The 19,252-nt window shown below is 70.4% G+C and carries 18 protein-coding genes; 4 read left to right on the forward strand and 14 right to left on the reverse strand.

What is annotated here, in order from left to right; genetic code table 11:
* Window positions 1-92 precede the first annotated feature (92 nt).
* From ACFT32_RS28090 to ACFT32_RS28105, 4 genes are read right to left on the reverse strand one after another with little or no spacing between them, the layout of a single operon-like run.
* Window positions 93-764 (reverse strand): response regulator, encoded by a 672-nt coding sequence (locus ACFT32_RS28090; protein ID WP_382494703.1) that lies wholly within the window; start codon window positions 762-764, stop codon window positions 93-95.
* Window positions 761-2,002 (reverse strand): sensor histidine kinase, encoded by a 1,242-nt coding sequence (locus tag ACFT32_RS28095; protein ID WP_382494706.1) that lies wholly within the window; start codon window positions 2,000-2,002, stop codon window positions 761-763. The genes ACFT32_RS28090 and ACFT32_RS28095 overlap by 4 nt, the downstream gene beginning before the upstream one ends.
* A 24-nt stretch (window positions 2,003-2,026) precedes the next feature.
* The gene (locus tag ACFT32_RS28100) at window positions 2,027-2,806 is read right to left on the reverse strand and encodes an ABC transporter permease (protein ID WP_382494709.1); all 780 of its coding nucleotides are present in this window, start codon (window positions 2,804-2,806) and stop codon (window positions 2,027-2,029) included.
* Complete coding sequence (locus ACFT32_RS28105; RefSeq protein WP_382494712.1) at window positions 2,803-3,714, reverse strand: ATP-binding cassette domain-containing protein; 912 nt, start codon at window positions 3,712-3,714, stop codon at window positions 2,803-2,805. The genes ACFT32_RS28100 and ACFT32_RS28105 overlap by 4 nt, the downstream gene beginning before the upstream one ends.
* A 94-nt stretch (window positions 3,715-3,808) precedes the next feature.
* Between ACFT32_RS28105 and ACFT32_RS28110 the strand changes: the two genes are divergently transcribed.
* Window positions 3,809-4,351 (forward strand): GNAT family N-acetyltransferase, encoded by a 543-nt coding sequence (locus tag ACFT32_RS28110; protein WP_382494715.1) that lies wholly within the window; start codon window positions 3,809-3,811, stop codon window positions 4,349-4,351.
* 6 nt (window positions 4,352-4,357) lie between these two features.
* Here ACFT32_RS28110 and ACFT32_RS28115 read toward each other — a convergent pair whose 3' ends face one another.
* From ACFT32_RS28115 to ACFT32_RS28150, 8 genes are all read right to left on the reverse strand, one after another.
* Window positions 4,358-5,878: a type IV secretory system conjugative DNA transfer family protein gene (locus ACFT32_RS28115; protein ID WP_382494717.1), complete on the reverse strand. Its 1,521-nt coding sequence runs from the start codon at window positions 5,876-5,878 to the stop codon at window positions 4,358-4,360.
* An 11-nt stretch (window positions 5,879-5,889) separates the two neighbouring features.
* A complete protein-coding gene (locus ACFT32_RS28120; RefSeq protein WP_382494720.1) occupies window positions 5,890-7,302 on the reverse strand; it encodes an ATP-binding protein in 1,413 nt (470 codons plus the stop codon).
* Between the two features lie 6 nt (window positions 7,303-7,308).
* On the reverse strand, window positions 7,309-8,865 hold the full coding sequence (locus ACFT32_RS28125) for an SCO6880 family protein (RefSeq protein ID WP_382494722.1): 1,557 nt from the start codon (window positions 8,863-8,865) through the stop codon (window positions 7,309-7,311).
* The gene (locus ACFT32_RS28130) at window positions 8,862-10,199 is read right to left on the reverse strand and encodes a hypothetical protein (protein WP_382494725.1); all 1,338 of its coding nucleotides are present in this window, start codon (window positions 10,197-10,199) and stop codon (window positions 8,862-8,864) included. The genes ACFT32_RS28125 and ACFT32_RS28130 overlap by 4 nt, the downstream gene beginning before the upstream one ends.
* The gene (locus tag ACFT32_RS28135; protein WP_382494728.1) at window positions 10,189-11,019 is read right to left on the reverse strand and encodes a hypothetical protein; all 831 of its coding nucleotides are present in this window, start codon (window positions 11,017-11,019) and stop codon (window positions 10,189-10,191) included. The genes ACFT32_RS28130 and ACFT32_RS28135 overlap by 11 nt, the downstream gene beginning before the upstream one ends.
* Before the next feature lie 209 nt (window positions 11,020-11,228).
* The gene (locus ACFT32_RS28140; RefSeq protein ID WP_003991275.1) at window positions 11,229-11,537 is read right to left on the reverse strand and encodes a hypothetical protein; all 309 of its coding nucleotides are present in this window, start codon (window positions 11,535-11,537) and stop codon (window positions 11,229-11,231) included.
* Window positions 11,538-11,972: 435 nt separating this feature from the next.
* A complete protein-coding gene (locus tag ACFT32_RS28145; protein WP_382494731.1) occupies window positions 11,973-13,286 on the reverse strand; it encodes a peptidase S8 in 1,314 nt (437 codons plus the stop codon).
* A gap of 227 nt (window positions 13,287-13,513) precedes the next feature.
* The gene (locus tag ACFT32_RS28150; protein ID WP_382494734.1) at window positions 13,514-14,116 is read right to left on the reverse strand and encodes a TetR/AcrR family transcriptional regulator; all 603 of its coding nucleotides are present in this window, start codon (window positions 14,114-14,116) and stop codon (window positions 13,514-13,516) included.
* Between the two features lie 72 nt (window positions 14,117-14,188).
* On the opposite strand from ACFT32_RS28150, the gene ACFT32_RS28155 reads away from it, so the two are divergent.
* The 3 genes from ACFT32_RS28155 (at window position 14,189) to ACFT32_RS28165 (ending at window position 17,236) form a co-directional block, all read left to right on the forward strand.
* On the forward strand, window positions 14,189-15,106 hold the full coding sequence (locus ACFT32_RS28155; RefSeq protein WP_382494736.1) for an oxidoreductase: 918 nt from the start codon (window positions 14,189-14,191) through the stop codon (window positions 15,104-15,106).
* A gap of 196 nt (window positions 15,107-15,302) precedes the next feature.
* Complete coding sequence (locus ACFT32_RS28160; RefSeq protein WP_382494739.1) at window positions 15,303-16,310, forward strand: NlpC/P60 family protein; 1,008 nt, start codon at window positions 15,303-15,305, stop codon at window positions 16,308-16,310.
* Window positions 16,311-16,531: 221 nt separating this feature from the next.
* Window positions 16,532-17,236: a phosphatase PAP2 family protein gene (locus ACFT32_RS28165; protein WP_382494742.1), complete on the forward strand. Its 705-nt coding sequence runs from the start codon at window positions 16,532-16,534 to the stop codon at window positions 17,234-17,236.
* Between the two features lie 162 nt (window positions 17,237-17,398).
* Here ACFT32_RS28165 and ACFT32_RS28170 read toward each other — a convergent pair whose 3' ends face one another.
* Together ACFT32_RS28170 and ACFT32_RS28175 are read right to left on the reverse strand one after the other, a co-directional pair.
* Window positions 17,399-18,955, reverse strand: a complete 1,557-nt coding sequence (locus ACFT32_RS28170; RefSeq protein WP_382494745.1) for an FAD-binding oxidoreductase — start codon at window positions 18,953-18,955, stop codon at window positions 17,399-17,401.
* Window positions 18,956-19,025: 70 nt separating this feature from the next.
* Window positions 19,026-19,175, reverse strand: a complete 150-nt coding sequence (locus ACFT32_RS28175; RefSeq protein ID WP_382494748.1) for a hypothetical protein — start codon at window positions 19,173-19,175, stop codon at window positions 19,026-19,028.
* Window positions 19,176-19,252 lie beyond the last annotated feature (77 nt).

The following is a 19,252-nucleotide window of genomic DNA, read 5'->3' on the forward strand; positions in this document are numbered from 1 at the left end:
GTACTGCAGGGGGGACCCTGTGGGAGAGTAGGACGCCGCCGAACAAATATTGAGAAAACCCCCGCATCTTCGGATGCGGGGGTTTTCTGCGTTTATGACGGCTCTACCAGCTTCGTGTCGTACGCCAGGATGACCGCCTGAATGCGGTCTCGAGAGCCCGTTTTCGCGAGGATGCGGCCCACGTGGGTTTTCACCGTCGACTCGGCCAGGTGGAGGCGTGTGGCTATCTCCGTGTTCGTCCAGCCCCTGCCGATGACCGTGAGGATTTCGCGTTCCCGGTCGGTTAGGGACGTGAGGCGTGCGTCCTCTTGGGGCAGGTCCTCCGTCGAGGAGTCGGTCGGCAGGTGGTGGACGTAGGCGTCCAGGAGGCGGCGGGTCAGGCTGGGGGCGACGACCGCGTCGCCGGTGGCCACCGCGCGGATACCGGAGAGTAGTTCCTCAGGCTGGGCGTCCTTGACCAGGAATCCGGAGGCGCCGGCGCGGAGGCCGGCGTAGGCGTATTCGTCCAGGTCGAAGGTGGTGACGATCAGGATGCGGGTGCGGTCGCCGGCGGCGGCGATGCGGCGGGTCGCCTCGATGCCGTCCAGGCCGGGCATGCGGATGTCCATGAGGACGACGTCGGGGTGGAGTTCCGCCGTCATGCGGACCGCTTCGCTGCCGTTCGCGGCCTCGCCGACGACCGTCATGTCGTCCTGGCTCTCCAGAAGCATGCGGGAGCCGAAGCGCTGGAGGGGCTGGTCGTCGGCGATGAGGACCGTGGTCACTGCGGGGTTTCCTCCGGGAGATGGAGACGGACGTGCCAGCCCTGGTCCGGGTGCGGGCGAGGGCCGGCCTCAAGTGTGCCGCCGTACAAGGCGGTTCGCTCGCGCATTCCGGGGAGTCCACGGCCGGCTCGGGGAGGAACGTCCGTCCCGCGGGCGGTGCCGGTGTCAGTGATCTGCACGGTGACGGCGGCCTTCTCCTCGTAGGACAGCTCTATCTCCGCGGTGGCGCCGGGGCCGGCGTGTTTGAGGGTGTTGGTGAGGGCTTCCTGGATGACGCGGTAGACGGTGAGCTGGCGGCCCGGGGGGAGTGTGGGGGTGCCGTGGGTGGTGGTGCGGACGGGGAGGCCCGCGGAGCGTACGCCGTCGAGGAGTTGGTCGAGGTCGGTGAGGCCGGGTTGGGGTGTGAGTTCGGCTTGGTTCTTCTCCTCCTCCCGTAGGACGTCGAGGAGGCGGCGGAGTTCGGTCAGGGCCTGGCGGCTGGTGGTGGCGATGGCGTCCAGGGCCTGGCCGGCACGCTCGGGGGACTTGGCGGCGGCGTATCTGCCGCCGTCGGCGAGGCCGGTGATGACGGAGAGGTTGTGGCCGATGATGTCGTGCATCTCGCGGGCGATGCGGGCGCGTTCGGCGGCGGTGGCCAGCTGGGCCTGCTGGTCGCGCTCGGTCTCCAGACGGCGGGCGCGGTCCTCCAGGGCCTCGGTGTAGTTGCGGCGGGTGCGGACCGTGATGCCGATGAGGACGGCCACGGTGATGGACATCAGCTGTGAGCCGATCTGCTGGTCCCAGCTGCCCTCGCCGTAGCGGGTGACCGAGACGAGGACCGGGGCCATCACCAGGGCCGTGGCCCACCACAGGTCGCGCAGGGAACGGCGCAGAGCGATGTGGTAGATCACGGCCAGCTGGAGCAGGGCTGCCTGGAGCGCGGCGCCGGTCCATGCGTTGACGAGGGCGAAGGGCGCCATCACGGCCAGGACGGTGCCGGGGTGGGTGCGGCGTCGGAGCAGGGGTGCTGAGAGGCCGAGGCTCATGGTGAACAGAAGCCAGTTGGGGACGTCCAGGTTGTGCGCGTTGTGGCGCCAGCCACCGCCGTAGTCGATCAGGGCCGCCGTCACCCAGAAGCCGGTGAAGTGCAGGTCCCACAGCAGCGGGTGGCGTAGGTCGAAGGCGCGCACCTTGTGGGTGATGCGGTGGGCGTAGTCGGTGAGGGGCTCCGGCGCCCTGTCTTCCGTCACGGGGTCCATCGTGATGGCTCTCGGTACCGCGTGTCAGACGTCTCGGCGACGTAGGACCGTCGCCGCTACCGCGAGGGTCGCCGCCGTCCACAGGAGCATGGCCAGCAGGGCCCCGCTCGGGGAGATCGCGCCGGGCATGGGCTGGGCGGTGGTGAGGGCCTCCAGGGCCTTGCCGGGGAAGTGGCGGACGGCGTCGCCGACGAACTCGTACGGGAGCATGGCCAGGATCTCCGGGAGGATCATGACGAGCCCGATGAAGGCGCCGATGGCCGTCGGGACCGAGCGGAGCAGGGCGCCGATGGCGAGGGCGAGGACGGCGAGCAGGGTGAGACCGGCCGCGTTGCCGGCGAGGGCGCGCAGGACGCCCGGGTCGCCCAGGGAGGCGGACTGGTCGGTGCCGGAGAGGAAGGACTGGGCGAGGGGGAAGGTGAGGAGGTTCGTCGCCAGGGTGAGGGGGAACGCCACCGCGGCCAGGACGGCGGCCTTGGACCACAGGACGGGCAGGCGGCGGGGGACGGCGGTCATCGTGGCGCGGATCTGGCCTGTGGAGTACTCGCCGGCGGTGGCCAGGATGCCCAGGACGCCGAGGTTGATCTGGGCGAACTGGGTGCCGAGGAGGACGAAGAGGACCGTGTCCATCTCGCCTTCGCCGGTGCCGTCGTAGGCGGCGCCCAGGCCCGCGCCCATGGCGGCGGTGAGGGCGCTGGTGGCGACGAGGGTGATCCAGGTGGAGCGCAGGGTCCAGAGCTTGTGCCACTCGGAGCGCAGCACGCGGGCCGGGGTCACGCGGTAGGTGAGGGTCGTCGTGGTCATGCTGCCGCTCCTTCCAGGGTCGCTGTGTACTCGACCGCGTCGCGGGTGAGGTCCATGAAGGCCTCCTCCAGGGAGGCGGTGCTCGGGGTCAGTTCGTAGAGGGGGATGCCGTGGGCGGCTGCTGTGCGGCCGATGTGTTCGGCGTCCGTGCCGCGGACCTGGAGGGTGCCGGGGGTGTCGGCGGTGATGTCGATTCCGGGGGCGGTGAGGAGGTCCACGAGGGGGCCGGCCTCCGGGGTGACGACCTTGGTGGTGCCCGCGCCGGAGTCGCGTACGAAGTCGGTGACCGTGGTGTCGGCGAGGAGGCGGCCGCGGCCGATGATGACCAGGTGCTCGGCGGTGAGGGCCATCTCACTCATCAGGTGGGAGGAGACGAAGACCGTACGGCCCTCGGCGGCGAGGGACTTGAGGAGGGTGCGGATCCACAGGACCCCCTCGGGGTCCAGGCCGTTGACCGGTTCGTCGAGGACGACGGTGGCCGGGTCGCCGAGGAGGGCGGCGGCGATGCCGAGGCGTTGGCCCATGCCGAGGGAGAAGCCCTTGACGCGGCGGTGGGCGACGTCCGTGAGGGCGAGGACCTGGTCGACGCGGGTGCGGGGGATGCCGTGGGTGTGGGCGAGGGCGCGCAGGTGGTGGTAGGCGGTGCGGCCGGGGTGGACCGAGCGGGCCTCCAACAGGGCGCCGACCTCGGTGAGGGGCGCGGGGTGGGCGGCGTAGGAGCGTTGGCCCACGGTCGCGTGGCCGCGGGTGGGGGCGTCGAGGCCGAGGATCATCCGCATGGTCGTGGACTTGCCGGCGCCGTTCGGTCCGAGGAAGCCGGTGACGGTGCCGGGGCGGACGGTGAAGGACAGGTCCGTGACGACTGTCCGGTCGCCGTAGCGTTTGGTCAGTTCGTGTGCCGTCAGCATGCTTCGATGCTCGTGCGTGCGGGGGCGGCGGGCGTCGGACCGGCGGGGGGAATCGGGGTGAGGGGTGTCGTACCCGGGTACTACCGTGGGCCGCATGAGCTATGTGATCCGGTCCGTCCGTGCTGATGAGTGGCCCGCGGCGAAGGAGCTGCGGCTCGCGGCGTTGCGGGACCCGGTGGCGCACCTGGCCTTTCTGGAGACGTACGAGGAGGCCGTGGCCAAGCCGGACTCCCTCTGGCAGGAGCGGACCGCGCGGGCGTCCGAAGGGGCGGACGCGGCGCAGCAGATCATCGCCGAGGGGCCGGACGGGCAGTGGGTGGGGACGCTGACCGTGCTCGTGGAGGAGCCAGGGACGACGGACTGGGCCGGGTTCGAGGTGGAGCGGAAGCAGGGGCATGTCGTCGCGGTGTTCGTACGGCCCGAGGAGCGCGGGAGCGGGCTGACCGAGGTGCTGTTCGACGCGGCCCTGGAGTGGTCGTGGGCGCAGGGTCTCGAGCGGGTGCGGCTCATCGTGCACGAGGAGAACGGGCGGGCGCAGCGGTTCTATCGCCGGGCCGGGTTCCTGCCGAGTGGGGTGACCGTGCCTCTGGGGGACGCGGGAGAGCGGGAGTTGGAGTTCGTGCTCGAGCGGGAGTGACGGGGCCTAGACGGGTAGTTCGTCGTGCGGCCAGCGGGCGCGGCCCTGTTCGCGGGACCGGAGCAGGGCCAGGGTCGGCATGCCCCGGTCCGCTCCGGTGGCCAGGAGCTCCGGCAGTTGGGGAAGCGGAGCCACGGCCGCGACGTCGTCCAGGACGAGCGTCATTGGTGGGTCGAGGCGACCGGAGGATGACCGTTCGGCCATGTGCCGGCCGCGCTCGACCACGCTGGAGACGAGGGCCGTCAGGAGGGGCATCGCGCCCGGATTCGTCCTGGGGTCCTCGATGGATTCCCCCACCACATAAAGCGTGCCCCCTTCGTGGACGAAGGAATCCAAGGCGAGGGCATCACTTCGGTTGGGAGTGCAGGCCTCGCGGATGTTGACCGTGGAGAGGGCCGTGAGGGCTCGGGTGGTCAACTGCTGGGCCATGTCCCGGCGTTCGGGGTGGGCGGTGAGGGCGCCTTCGAGTTCGCCCGCGGCGCCGGGGGCGGCCTTGGGGCTGGTGCGGAGGATGCGTACGGCGTCCTGGATCTGGGTGCCCTGGGACCAGCGGTGGACGTGGCGGATGGTGCGGCCGTCGATGGCTGCGGCGTGCAGGTAGCTCCGCAGGAGTATCTCGGCGGTGTCGCTGAGGGCTTGGTCCAGTTTGGCGGTGGGGCGGACGGGGGTGAGGAGTGCGGCGGCTCGTCGGGTTGCCGTTGCCTTGTCCTCGCAGCCGGCGGTGGGGGACCAGTGGAGGCGGGACGGGGTGTCGCAGAGGTGGGCGGGGTCGTAGAGGTGGGTGGGGCCGAGTTTGGATCTGGCGTCTTTCGTGTCGTGCCAGAGGGTGGGGTTCGACGTGACGACGAGGGAGGGGCCTTCCGCGTCGCGTACCGCTTGGGCTGCGGTGGTTCGGCGGGTTTCCCTTGGGGCTACGAGGATCTTTTCCCACCCGCCCACCTGTTCCTGGGCGAACAGAGGTGCCGGGGGCGCGGGGGCGGTTGCCGTCGGGGCCGGGGCGGGCGGTGCCGTCGGGCCTGGTGCCGGCTCCAGGGGCTGGGAGCGGGGTGTCGGTACCTCGTGCTGCACCGCGGTGGACACGGGTTCCTGCGCCGGTTGCGGCACCTCGTGCTGCGTCGGCGCCGGCCGTTCCTCCGCTGCCAGGAGCCTTTCCTCCCGGCGCCTCGCACGGACCGCCCGCCACCGGGCCAGTGTGCCCATCACGAAGACCGTCAGGACGACCAGGATCATCAACTGGCCGATGAACAGGCCCCAGAAGAGGCCGTAGCCGGAGAGCTCGGCGGGGGGTGTGTCCGGCCAGGCGCCGGGGATGTCGTGGGGCTGGGCGATGAGGCCGCGCATGGCGAGGGGGGTGCGGGCGAAGGTGACGCCGGACGGCCAGGAGCCGTGCGCGAACAGTGCGGCGAGGCCGGTGGCCGTCCACGCCAGCACGGTCATGCCGAGGAGGAACGCGAGTATGCCGATCAGCAGGCCGTCGGGGATGCCTCCCTGGCTGTCCCGCTGGGTGCGGCGGTCGTCCGGTCTCACGCGTTCTCCCTCTACGCCACCGTCGATTCGGAGTCGCCCAGGTGGTGTTCCACGAAGGCCGCTGCCCGTTCCTCCGCCTCCAGTTCGGCGGCGCGCAGGGCGTCGTCGTCCGCGAGGTCGGCGGAGGACTCGGTCATCGCGCGGTCGGTGAAGACCAGTGGGCGTTCCGTCTCCGTGACCAGGTGTTTGACGACCTGGACATTGCCGTTGACGTCCCAGACGGCGATGCCGGGGGTGAGGGTCGGGATGATCTCGACAGCCCAGCGGGGGAGGCCCAGCACTCTGCCCGTCGCCCGCGCCTCGTCCGCTTTCTGGGCGTAGATCGTCCTGGTCGACGCCATCTTCAGGATGGCTGCCGCTTCTCTCGCCGCCGCGCCGTCGACGACGTCCGAGAGGTGGTGGACGACCGCGACGAAGGACAGGCCGAGGCGTCGGCCGAACTTCAGCAGGCGCTGGAAGAGCTGCGCCACGAAGGGGCTGTTGATGATGTGCCAGGCCTCCTCGACCAGGAAGATGCGCTTCTTCCGGTCGGGGCGGATCCAGGTGTGCTCCAGCCATACGCCGACGATCGCCATGAGGATGGGCATGGCGATGGAGTTGCGGTCGATGTGGGAGAGGTCGAAGACGATGAGGGGCGCGTCGAGGTCGATGCCGACCGTCGTCGGGCCGTCGAACATGCCTCGGAGGTCGCCGTCGACCAGGCGGTCCAGGACCAGGGCGACGTCCAGGCCCCAGGCCCGTACGTCGTCTATGGCGACGTTCATCGCCTCCGCGGACTCCGGCTCGGGGTGCCGTAGCTGCTCGACGATGTCGGTGAGGACCGGCTGGCGGTCGACGATGGTCTCGTTGACGTAGGCGTGCGCGACCTTCAGGGCGAAGCCGGAGCGTTCGTCCAGGCCGTGGCCCATCGCGACCTCGATGATCGTCCGGAGCAGCGCGAGCTGGCCCGTCGTCGTGATCGCCGGGTCGAGGGGGTTCAGGCGGATGCCCATGTCCAGAGCGGCCATGGGGTCCAGGCGGATGGGGGTTATCCCCAGCTCCTGGGCGATGAGGTTCCATTCACCCACCCCGTCCTCGCCCTGGGCGTCCAGGACGACGACCTGGCGGTCGCGGAAGCGCAGCTGGCGCAGGACGTACGTCTTCTCCAGCGCCGACTTGCCGTTGCCGGACTCGCCGAGGACCAGCCAGTGGGGGGCGGGGAGCTGCTGCCCGTACAGCTGGAAGGGGTCGTAGATGTAGCCCTTTCCGGAGTACACCTCGCGGCCGATGATGACGCCGGAGTCGCCGAGGCCCGGGGCCGCCGTCGGCAGGTAGACCGCCTGGGCCTGGCCCGTGGACGTGCGCACCGGGAGCCTGGTGGTCTCGACCTTCCCGAAGAGGAAGGACGTGAAGGCGTCGGTGAGGACGGACAGCGGGTCCCGCATCAGGTCCTACCTCCGAATGCCGGTGGCGAAGGGAAGGGTGTTCACGAAGGCGCGGTGGTGCTCGCGGTCGCACCATTCCAGCTTCAGGTACGACTTTCCGGCCGAGGCCCTTATCGTCCGCTTGTCGCGGGCGAGGGCGTCGGGGGAGCGGGAGGAGACGGTGATGTAGCCGACGAGGTTGACGCCGGCCGCGCCGCTGGCGAGGTCCTCTCCGCGCTGGTCGAGCCGGGAGTTCGCGGCCACGTCGCGCGGGTCGACGGTGCGGTTCATCTTGGCGGCGCGGGACGCCTCGGCCTCGTCGTTGGTCTTCTCGGTGAGCATGCGCTCGATGGCGATCTCGGTGGGTTCGAGGTCCATCGTGACGGCGACCGTGCGGATGACGTCCGGGGTGTGGACGAGTAGCGGGGCGAGGAAGTTGACGCCGACGGGGGTCATCGGCCACTCCTTCACCCAGGCGGTGGCGTGGCACCAGGGGGCGCGGGTGCTGGACTCCCGGGTCTTGGCCTGGAGATACGTGGGCTCCATGGCGTCCAGCTCGGCCGGCCAGGCATTGCGCTTGGACATCGCCTGGATGTGGTCGATCGGGTGGTCCGGGTCGTACATGGAGTGGACCAGCGAGGACAGCCGCCCCTGACCGAGCGGCTGCCGTACGCGGATGTCGGCCTCCTGAAGGCGCGAGCAGATGTCGGTCAGCTCGCGGGCCATGACGACGGCGAGTCCGGCGTCCCGGTCGACCTTGCCGCCGCGGCTGCGGGCCGCGCGGGCCATGGCGTTGGCCTCGGCGGCGAGCTCGCGCGTGTAGTGCATGCAGGCGACAAGGTAGGCGCGGTGCTGCTCACTGCTGGTCGACACCATCGACTGGAGCTGGTCGTAGGACTGCTGCAGCCACGGGGGTGCCTTCTCGTCGCCGCGGATGGAGACGTCCTTGGCGTGTGCGTCCGGGTCGGCGGGGAGGGTGCGGGCGAGCATCTGGAGGCGGGTGACGAAGCCGTCGCCGTTGGCCACGTGCTTGAGCAGGGTGCCGAAGCGGTCGACCAGGGCTTCCTGGTCCTCGGAGTCGCGCAGGCCGACGCCGGGGCCCTCGATCTCGATGGCGGCGGTGACGGTCTTGCGGTCGGCGTGCAGCAGTACGGCGATCTCGTCGGGCCCGAAGGGGGCGGCCAGCCAGGTGACGCGGCCGATGCCCGGGGGCGGTCCGACCTCGACCTCACGGCCGTCCAGCCGGGTGCCGGCCTCGACGGCGTTCGAGCGGTAGGTGGTGCCCTGCTTGAGGGTCCGCTTGTAGCTGCGGTTGATCTCGAACCACTTGTAGAACGTGCGGTGCTTGAACGGCACGTACACCGCGGCCAGCGCCAGCATCGGGAACCCGGCCAGCAGCACGATGCGCAGGGACAGCACGGGGACGAGAAGTCCGCACATCATGCCGAGGAACGCGCCCACGACGATCAGGGCGATCTCGCCGGTCTCGCGGTTGCGGCCGATGATCGCGTTCGGCCGGGCGCGGCCGATCAGATATGTACGGCGGGGCGTGACCGGATGGGACACGTGGGACTCGGTCGTCAACGCCCTTCACCTCCCGTGCGATTGCTGCTGCTGTTGCGGGTGTTGCTGGCGTGGGGAGTGTTGACGGGGCTGCTCGAACGGGGTGCGGGTGCGGCGGAGGGGACAGATCCGCCGCCGCCGTTCGAGGGGCGCGAGCTGTGCGCGGCGACTCCGCCGGAGGCGGGGTTGTTCGGGCGGGGGGCGGAGGACTGGCCGCCTGAGCCGCCCTTGTTGTCCGCGCGGGAGCTGTGGGTCTTGATGCCCTGGGCGACCAGGGTCGCGGGGGAGCTGATGACCGCGGCGGCCTTGCTCTCGGCGCCCTGCATGAGGCGGTTGTTGCGGGAGCCGGCGATCTCGTCGCCGAAGCCGGGGACGAAGCGGTAGATCATCGCGCTGGCGAAGATGGCGAGCAGGATGATGGCGAGGCCGGAGACGACGGCGGAGAAGGCGTCCGGGCCGTCGTCGGCGGAGAGCGCGCCGGCGAGGCCGAGCACGATGACGATGACGGGCTTGATCAGGATCACCGCGATCATGATGCCCGCCCAGCGGCGGACGTGGCCCCACAGGTTCTTGTCGACGAGGCCGGCGTAGACGACGGTGCCGAGGAGGGCGCCGACGTAGAGCAGGGCGGCGCGGATGACGAGCTCCAGCCAGAGGACGCCCGCGGCGAGGATGCTGACCAGGGAGACGACGATCAGCATGATCGGGCCGCCGCCGATGTCCTCGCCCTTCTTGAGGGCCTCGGAGAACGTGCCGAAGAAGGCGTCGGTCTGGTCGCCGGTGGCTTTCGCGAGGACCTCGGTGATGCCGTCCGTGGCGGATACGACGGTGTAGAGGATCAGGGGGGTGAAGGCGGAGGCCAGGACGGTCAGCCAGAGGAAGCCGATGGCTTCGCCGATGGCGGTGGCGAGGGGGACGCCGCGGACGGCTCGCTTGGCCACGGCGAGGAGCCAGAGCAGGAGCGTGAGGATCGTCGAGGCGGCGAAGACGACGGCGTATTGCTGGAGGAACTTGGGGTTGGTGAAGTCGACGTTGGCCGTCTCCTTCACGGCGTCGCTGAGCTTGTCGACGGTCCAGGAGGCGGCTTCGGCGCAGCCCTTGGCGAGGGAGGAGAGGGGGTCGAGGGTGGAGGTGGGGTCGAGGCGGGAGGTGCCGCCGCCGCCCCCTCCGCCGCTGCCGGTGTCGCCTTCGCAGATCTCTCTGGCCCTGCCGGAGAGCAGGGAGCAGTTGTCGTCGCTGGGCGTGGGCGAGGGCGTGGGCGCCGCGACCGCTCGGCCGGCGAGCAGGACCACGGTGGTCTGTACGGCTGTGAGGGTGGCGGCGAGCTTGACTGCGCGGCGCGGGCTACCGGGCATACGTGAACCCTCCGAACTCCTCGACGGCCTTCGAGATGTCGTCCGACGTCGACACCTTGTTGTCGCCGTTGACCGGCGCGGGGCCTTCCTTCTGGGAGAAGCTGTCGACCTTCCAGTCGCCGTCGGTCCAGCGCAACCGCAGGGTCATTGTGAACCAGTCGTTGGTGACCGGGTTCTGCGAGCTCTCCCCCGTCATCCCGAACACGCCCGTGCACCAGACCTCGACGGTGGCGGCGCTGCCCGAGTATTCGGTGGTTCTGGTGCCGACCGGCATGGTGCGGGAGACGTACGTGCTGCCCTGAGGCGCTTCGCCGTTCTCGTTCAGGCCGACCTTGTCGAGGAACGCCTTGTCGTACACCTGGTCGAGATTCTTCTCCAGCTCGGAGACTCGGCCGGCGTCGAACACCTGGCGGACGATATCGGTGCGCCGCGCGGGCTTGAGGATGTCGGCCGAGACCAGCACCACGGCGTAGTTGGCCGCCGCGCTCTCCGCCCCCTCCTGGCTCTGTGCGAAGCCCGACGGGATGCCGCCCGACTTGGACTGGACGGGGCGTTGGCCCGAGGGCGCCGTGGCCGATGTCTCCGGTTTGTTGCCGGTCGTGTCGCTCTTGTCGGAATCCCCACCCCCGCGGTTCGCGAAGGCGATTGCCGCGAGGAGGAGGACCACTACGCCGACCACCGTGACCAGGCTGCGGGACGAGGAGCGGGGGCCGCGGCGGGGGGTGCCGTAGGCGTCGGGGCCGGTGTCGGGCAGGCGGGTGCGGGTCTGGCCCGTGCCGCCGTAGCCGCCGGAGGCCTCGTGCTCGTCACCGAGACTCATGCCGCGTACGCCCCCTCGACGTCGTGCGGAAACACTTGGTACCGGTCGTACTTCTCATACTCCTCGTACGACGGTAGCCGTGCTGGTTCCCGCGCGGGCGCGGTGTGGTGACTCGACATCAGGGAAACGCAACCTCAGCCGGTGGGCACGACGGGCGGGTGGGATGGAGAGGGAGCCGGGCGTGCCCGGCCGGGCGGACGGTGCCCGGGCTACACGGCCATGCCGTACACGATGGTGAACAGCGTGCCGAGGGAGCCGATGATGAAGACTCCGGTGAGGCCGGCGATGATGAGGCCCTTGCCCTGTTCGGCGCTGAAGGTGTCCCGGAGGGCCGTCGCGCCGATGCGTTGCTTCGCCGCGCCCCAGATGGCGATGCCGAGGCAGAGCAGAATGGCGACCGCCATCACGACCTCGATCATCACCTTGGCCTCGTTGCCCAGGCTGCCGAAGGGGCCCCAGTCCGGAGCGATCCCGCCGATGATCGTGTTGATGTCTCCCTTATCGGCCGCAAAGAGCATGTAAGTCACCGCCCCTGTTGGGTAGTTCCGCACCCTCTGCGGTCGTGCAGAGGTCAGGCCTCATTCTCGCCGACAATGACGCTGTCGGATGTCGACTTGGCGTCATTGATTGGCGGGTTTCGTACGAATACCTTGCCACCGTTTCGCGCCGGCCCCTAGGGGAGGCGACGGACTGTGTGCGAAGGATCGTATGGTCACTCTGTGTATCACGGCAGGTCACGACGGGCAATGAGGCCTGAGCGAAACCTGTCGTGAGGTTCCGTCGTTGTGCCTTTTTACGTCCTGTGTCACCTTTACGGACCGTTTTTGACGGTCGGTCGGGTGAAAGGTCGCGCCCGTGTTCTCCGGGTGAAGGCTACCTAACGCGGGGAACGGGCCGCGGCTGGGATGCTGCGGCCCGTTCCCCGGTGACGTTCTGTCACGGGAGGGGAGGGGTCAGCCGGTGAAGGCGCCGAGTCCCTCGGGAGTGCCCCAGCCGGTCGGGCCGTCGTAGCCCGTCCGGGCGGTGCAGAAGTAGCCGGTGGTGCAGCTGCCGTTGGAGCCGCTGGTGACGTCGTTCAGGGCGGAGGTGTTCGCGTAGGGGAACTTCGCCGGGTAGGAGCCGCTGGAGGGGGTGCCGGCCAGGGCGTAGACGCTCGCGATGATCGGGGCGGAGGCGCTGGTGCCGCCGTAGGTGGCCCAGCCCTGGCCGTCGGCGCCGTAGGTGTCGTAGACGGAGACACCGGTCGCCGGGTCGGCTACGGCCGAGACGTCGGCGATCATGCGCTTGGCGCAGCCGGTGTCGGTCTGCCAGGCGGGCTTGGCGTCGTAGGCGGAGCAGCCGGAGCCGGTGCCTTCGGTGCTGCTGGTCTTCCAGACGCTCTCGGTCCAGCCGCGGGTGGTGGAGGAGGTGGTGAGCTTGGTGCCGCCGACGGCCGTCACGTACTTGGAGGCCGCCGGGTACTCGGCGCCGTAGCCCGCGTCGCCCGCGCTGACGGTGATGGCGACACCAGGGTGGTCGAAGTACGAGGAGTCGTACGTCGGGTCGGAGGAGGATTCGCCGCCGCCGTAGCTGTTGGAGACGTACTTGGCGCCCAGGCCGACGGCCTCGTTGACGGCGGTGCCCAGGTTGGTCATGGAGGCGGACTTGGCCTCGACGAGCGTGATGTGGCAGTTCGGGCAGACGGCGCTCGCCATGTCGAGGTCGAGGGAGATCTCGCCGGCCCAGCCGCTGTCGGCGGTGGGGAGGGAGGTCGTGGAGCCGGTCTGGCTCACCTTCTTGAAGCAGCCGTTCGCGGTGGTGCAGGCGGGCAGGCCGTAGTGCGAGCGGTAGGTGGCGAGGTCCGACTCGGCGTTGGGGTCGTCGTAGGCGTCGACGATGGCGATGGTGCGGCCGGAGCCGTTGCCGGCGGCGGCGGAGGCCAGGCCGTAGGCGTCCTGGAGGTCGGAGGGGCCGTAGCCGGAGGGGGAGGAGGCCTCGGCGGCCTTGGCCGAGATGCCGTGCTGCTGCTGGAAGGCGGTGCGGCCGCCCGTGACGCGCAGGGCGTTGCAGGCCATCTCGTTCTTGTGCTGAGGGAGAGCGCAGGACCGCGTCCAGGTGACCTTGGAGGAGTTCTCCTGGGCCTGGATCTGGGTCTGGGCCTGGGCCTGGGCGGTGGTGGCGGCGGTGGTGAGGCCGGTGAGCAGGAGTGCGGCGGTGGCGGTGACGGCGGAGGCGGTGCGGAGCCGTCTGCGGCGGGTGGAGGGGGTGTTGGGCGATGTCGTGCGCAAGGTACAGCCTCCTGGCAGTGGTGGACAGAGGCCTGCGGGCGGGGGGTCCGCCGGTGCGGTTCCCGGCGGGGGCGGCGACCCGCGACGACGATCGCTTGTTGAGTACGTGACAACAAGACGGCTTTCGGAATCCTGACTTCCGCCTTACTGAAGGGGAGACCGGGCTTACCGGTCGATGGCGGCTCGATGGCCGGGGGTTGGGCGCGGCTTGACCAAGGGGCCCGGGATCAGCGGGGCTTGAGGCCGTGCAGGAGGAGGTGGACGAGCTCCTCGATGCCGTCCAGGGCCGCCTCGGGGGCGAGCATGCCGCCCGCAGCGAAGGAGGCGATGCCCTGGAGGGTGGCGCCGGTCAGCAGGGTGAGGTGCCGCGGGTCGCCCGCGATGATCTCGCCGCGCTCCTGGGCGTCGGCGATGACCCGCTCCAGGGAGCCCACCGTCCGGTCGACGGCCGCGGCCATCTGCTCCGAGGCGTCCGGCTCGTGCTTGCGGGCGTACATGAGCTCCAGCAGCTCGGCGTTGTCGATCGCGAAGGCGAGATAGGCCCGGGCGAGGGCGGTCAGCCGCCGCTCCAGCGGGAGGGCGGAGTCGTCGGCGCCGGTCAGGGCCTGGCCCAGCCGGTCGTATCCGGCGAGTGCCAGGGCGTTGAGCAGGGCCTGCTTGTCCTTGAAGTGGCGGCCGGGCGCGGCATGGCTGACACCGGCCTCGCGGGCCAGTTCGCGCAGCGAGAGCGCGCCGGCCCCCTTCTCCCGCAGGGTGCGCTCGGCGCCGGCGAGCAGGGTGGAGCGCAGGTCTCCGTGGTGGTAGGGGCGGCTCTCGGGCATGGGCACCATCGTATCCCGATGTTGATACCGACATCATTGTTGTCATTGACAGCATTGTTGTCGGCGCCTACATTCGTGGGTATGGCTGAGAAGAAGAGCAACGAGACATGGAACGCGCGCCGCCTGCCCGACCTCGCCGGCCGGACCGTCGTCGTCACCGGCGCCAACAGCGGCATCGGTCTCACCGCGGCCGACGCGCTGGCCCGGGCCGGGGCGCATGTCGTCCTCGCCGTACGGGATCCGGAGCGGGGGCGCGCCGCGGCGGCAAGGGTGCACGGCAGCGCCGAGGTGCGGCGCCTGGACCTGGCGGACCTCTCCTCCGTGCGGGAGTTCGCCGAGGCCTGGCGGGAGCCGCTGCACGCGCTGATCAACAACGCCGGCGTGATGATGCTCCCCAGGCAGCACACCAAGGACGGCTTCGAGATGCAGTTCGGCACGAACCATCTCGGTCACTTCGCCCTGACCAACCTGCTGCTCCCGCACATCACCGACCGCGTCGTCACGGTCTCCTCCGGCGCCCACCGCTGGGGCGGCGCGCGGATCGGCTTCGACGACCTGGACCTGACGACGGGCTACACCCCGCAGCGCGCCTACGCCCAGTCCAAGCTGGCGAACCTCCTGTTCACCCTGGAACTCCAGCGCCGGCTGGCGGAGTCGGGCTCCCCCGTCCGCGCCCTGGCCGCCCACCCCGGCTACTCGGCCACCAACCTCCAGAGCCACGCGGCCAGCCTGGCGGCGCGCGCCTTCATGCGCCTCGGCAACAGGTTCCTCGCGCAGGACGACCGGGCGGGCGCCCTCCCCACCCTCTACGCCGCCACCCAGGACCTGCCCGGCGCGAGCTACGTGGGACCCGACGGCCTGGGCGAGATGCGTGGCGGCCCGACCCTGGTGGGCCGCTCCCGCGCGGCCAGCGACCCGTTGACGGCCCGCCGGCTGTGGCGGGTGTCGGAGGAGCTGACGGGCACGCTGTTCCCGCTGACCGTGGGCGAACCGGCGTAAGAGGGGCGAGCGACCCGAGCGACCCGCTCCTGTGACGACCCCGTGCGCCGGTTCCCCCGGGCGTGCTTCCGCCGTGCCGCACGTGCCGTGGCCGGTTCTTCTTTCCGCCCCCGACTCTCCTCTTCGTGATCATTCCTGAGTGCGGCAGCCCCCTCTACACTGACCAGGCGACGGACTCGCGTGCGGTGAGGGGCGGTTGACGGTGCGTAAGGCATGGATCGTGGCGGGTGTTGCGATCAGCTCCGCCCTGGCCTTCGTGATGCTGCTCGTCGTCGGGGTCTACATCGTCGCCGGGAACCTGGCCAACGGCGTGGGCGGTGGGGCGAAGGCACTGGCCAAGGGGGCGGTGCCCGCCGCGTACTCGGGCCTTGTGCAGAAGTGGGGCAACCTCTGCCCCGCCATCAGCCCGGCCCTGCTCGCCGCCCAGCTCTACCAGGAGAGCGGGTTCAACCCGAGGGCGCAGAGCCACGCCGCCGCGCAGGGGATAGCGCAGTTCATTCCCGGCACCTGGGCCTCGCACGGCATCGACGGGGACAAGGACGGGGACCGGGACGTCTGGGACCCCAAGGACGCGATTCCCTCCGCCGCCTCGTACGACTGCGAACTCGCCTCGTACGTGAAGAAGGTCGGCGGGAATCTGACTGAAAACATGCTGGCCGCGTACAACGCCGGGGCGTACGCGGTGATCAAGTACGGGGGCGTTCCGCCGTACACCGAGACCCGGAACTACGTGAAGAGGATCACGACGCTCTCGGAGAGCTTCGCGGCGCCCGTCGGACGGGTCGACCCCTCCGAGCAGGCCGCCGGCGCGATCGAGTACGCGCAGAAGAAGCTCGGCACGCCCTATCTGTGGGGCGGCACCGGTACCGCTGAGCAGGGCGGACGCTTCGACTGCTCGGGACTGACCCAGGCCGCCTACGAGACCGTGGGCATCAAGCTCCCGCGCGTCGCCAACGACCAGTACAACGCGGGCCCGCACCCGAGCCGGGACGAACTGCTCCCCGGCGACCTCGTGTTCTTCTCGGACGACCCCACCAATTCACGGGCCATCCGGCATGTCGGTATTTATGTCGGAGGCGGGTACATGATCGACGCGCCGCGTACAGGTGCTGTGATCCGGTTCGACCCGATCGACACCCCCGATTACTTCGGAGCCACGCGAGTCACCGAAGATGGCGCGAAAGCACTGCCCACCACGGTGTGAGCCGAGCGTGAACCCACCCCCTGAGCTGCGAAGACGTATCTCTCTTCGATAACGTCTGCGTGATCATTCGGTGGAGTGTGGAACGTATCAACGGGGACCGTGCGTTCCTGATGACGTAGCCGAGCGGACGTCAGTGCGGAAGCGGATCTACAACCACGGGGGTGGCAGGAGCGGCGTACGCACAGGTGCGCCGGGAGAGACGACGAAGGGGCCGCAGCACCATGGCTGGACTCGCCGAATCCGGGTCGAACCCTGACGTCGACCTGCTGTACGACATCAATGGCCTGGCCAAGGACGCGCCAGGGTGGTTCGACCGGGTCATGGAGTTCGTGGGCGAGTACGGGCTGCTGCTCGCCATCGTCCTGCTCGTGGTCTGGTGCTGGTGGACCGTGCGGCGCCGGGGGGACGAGGACGCGGCGTCCTCCGTCGCGGCGCTGATCTGGGCGCCGCTGGCGGCGGGGATCGCCGTGCTGGTGAACGTCCCGATACGGGGGTTCGTGGAGCGGCCGAGGCCGTTCCTCGACCATCAGGGGCTCGAGGTGCTCGTCAGTGGCAAGACCGACTACTCGTTCGTGAGCGACCACGCGACGCTCGTCATGGCGCTGGCGGTGGGGCTGTTTGTCGCCAACCGGAAGTTCGGGCTCGTCGCGTTGGTGCTGGCGGTGTTCGGCGGGTTCATCCGTGTCTACATGGGTGTGCACTACCCGACGGATGTCGTGGGCGGGTTCGCGCTGGGTACGGCTGTGGCGTTGCTGTTGTCGCCGGTGGCGATGGCGTTGCTGACGCCGGTGACTCGGGCGGTTGAGCGGTCGCCTCGGGCGGGGTGGCTTGTGCGGGCTCGTGGGCGTGGGGGCGTTGACGGGGAGGGTGCGGTGATTCCCGGGGCGCGGCGGGAGTCGGCTTCTGAGCGGGACCTTGCTGCGTAGTGACCGGCGTCGCTGCTGAGGGCGGATGGGTGCGCAGCCCGGCGGAGCGGGGTGCCTCCCCCACTCTCGGCTTCGCTCGAGCGGGGGGACCCCCACCGCCCACCCGTGCCGCCCTTGGCGGCACGATTGCCCGCAGCTGGGTCAGCTGGGTCAGCTGGGCGCCTATAGCGCCTGTGGGTACGTGAAGAAGCGGTTCGGGTCGTACTCGTTCTTCAGTTTTGTCAGGCGGCTTGCCGCGTCTCCGTAGTACGCCTTGCGCCAGTTCGTCAGGGTCGGGTCCGTGTAGTTCTGGTAGGCCGCGCCCGAGGCGTGGGGGCGCATGGACTTGTGGGCCGAGGCCAGCCAGTCGCGGGCCGTGGCGCCCGTCGTGCCCGGGCGCCAGGCGGCGATGTACTGGGCCAGCATGCGCGAGCGGCGGTGGACGAAGGCCGTGGACGTCGGGGAGACGCGGTTCACCGCTCCGCCCAGCGCGGTGAGCGCGATGCTGCCCGTGCCGCCGCGTACCGAGCTGATCTGGGACAGCAGCGTGCGGATGCCGGCGGCGGAGAGGGAGCGGTCGAAGAAGTCCGATGCCGCGGCGTAGGTCTCGCGGCCCAGCGCGCCCTTCGGGGAACGGCCCGGGGTCGAGCCCGGCAGATGGCACTGGGCGTCCGTCGGGAACGAGGAGCAGCCGGCGTACACCTCCATCGACTCCTCGTAGGAGCGCCGCTTCAGGGAGACGCTGCTCGCCGGGGCGCCGACGCGGTCGGCGAGGCGGTCGACCGCGTTCTTGAGCTCGCCGTAGGTCCCGAGGGAGAACGCCGCGACGGAGACGGTCGGCCTGCCGCCGGCGGCGCTCGCCAGATGGAGGGACGACCAGATCTCGTCCGGCTGTGACGGGCCCCACTCCTGCCAGGCCTTCACTACCGCGGCCGCCTTCGACGAGGGCCAGGACAGATACGCCGAGACGCCCTGCGGTGCCGGGTGGGTCTTGAAGTGCAGTTCCGTCACGACGCCGAAGTTGCCGTTGCCGGCTCCGCGCAGGGCCCAGAAGAGGTCCTTGTTCTCGCGGGCGTTGGCGGTGAGCTGCTTGCCGTCCGCGGTGATCAGCGTGGCCTGGGTGAGGCTGTCGCAGGTCAGGCCGTACGCGCGGGAGACCACGCCGTGTCCGCCGCCGAGGGTGAGGCCGGAGACGCCGACGGTGGGGCAGGAGCCGGCGGGGATCGTGACGCCCTTCGCGGTGAGGGCGCGGTAGACGTCGATGAGCTTGGCGCCGGCGCCGACCACCGCGGTACTGCCGGAGGAACGGACGCGGTTGAGCTTCGAGACGTCGATGATCAGGCGGCCGTCGCCCGAGGACCAGCCGGCGTAGGAGTGGCCGCCGTTGCGGATCGCCACGCGCAAGGAGTGGGCGCGGGCGTAGGCCAGGGCCGTGCGGATGTCGTCCGGGTGGTCCACGTACGCGACCGCGGCGGGCTTGAGGGTGTCGAAGCGGGTGTTGTACAGCTGCCGGGCCGTGGTCCAGGCGGAGTCGCCCGGGCGGACGAGGGGGCCGTTGAGGTCGCGGGCGAGGGCGGACCAGTTGGCCGCGGTGACGTTCGACTTCGTGGTGGTGGTCGCGGTCCTGGCGGTGGCTCTGGCCCCGGCGCCCGTGTCCGACTTCGTGCAGGCGGTGGTGAAGGGTGTCGCGGCTGCGGCTATGCCTGCCGTGCCGGCTGCGAGGAATGTACGCCGTTCCATGGGGCCTCCCGGTGGTTCCGTCGTGGGAGACGGGGCCGTGGAGGTGGGGGTTCCATGGTGTCCGGCCTTGTCAGCCCGCCGCGTGCTTCTCCGCGTCCGTGCGCGCCTGGCTTCTCGCTCTTCTGGCCGGGCCGCGCCAGCCGCAGGTGCAGTGGGCCATGCAGAAGCGGCCCTTCTCCGTTGTCGTCGTGAGGTGTTCCGGCCCGTCCCGCTGCGCCACGGGGACCACGTTACCCATCGCAGGTAAAGGGCTTGCATGGTCACAGCCGCGTACTCGCGTGACGGGGGGCACATACC

The sequence above is a fragment of the Streptomyces sp. NPDC057002 genome (assembly GCF_042673825.1).
Classification (GTDB): domain Bacteria; phylum Actinomycetota; class Actinomycetes; order Streptomycetales; family Streptomycetaceae; genus Streptomyces.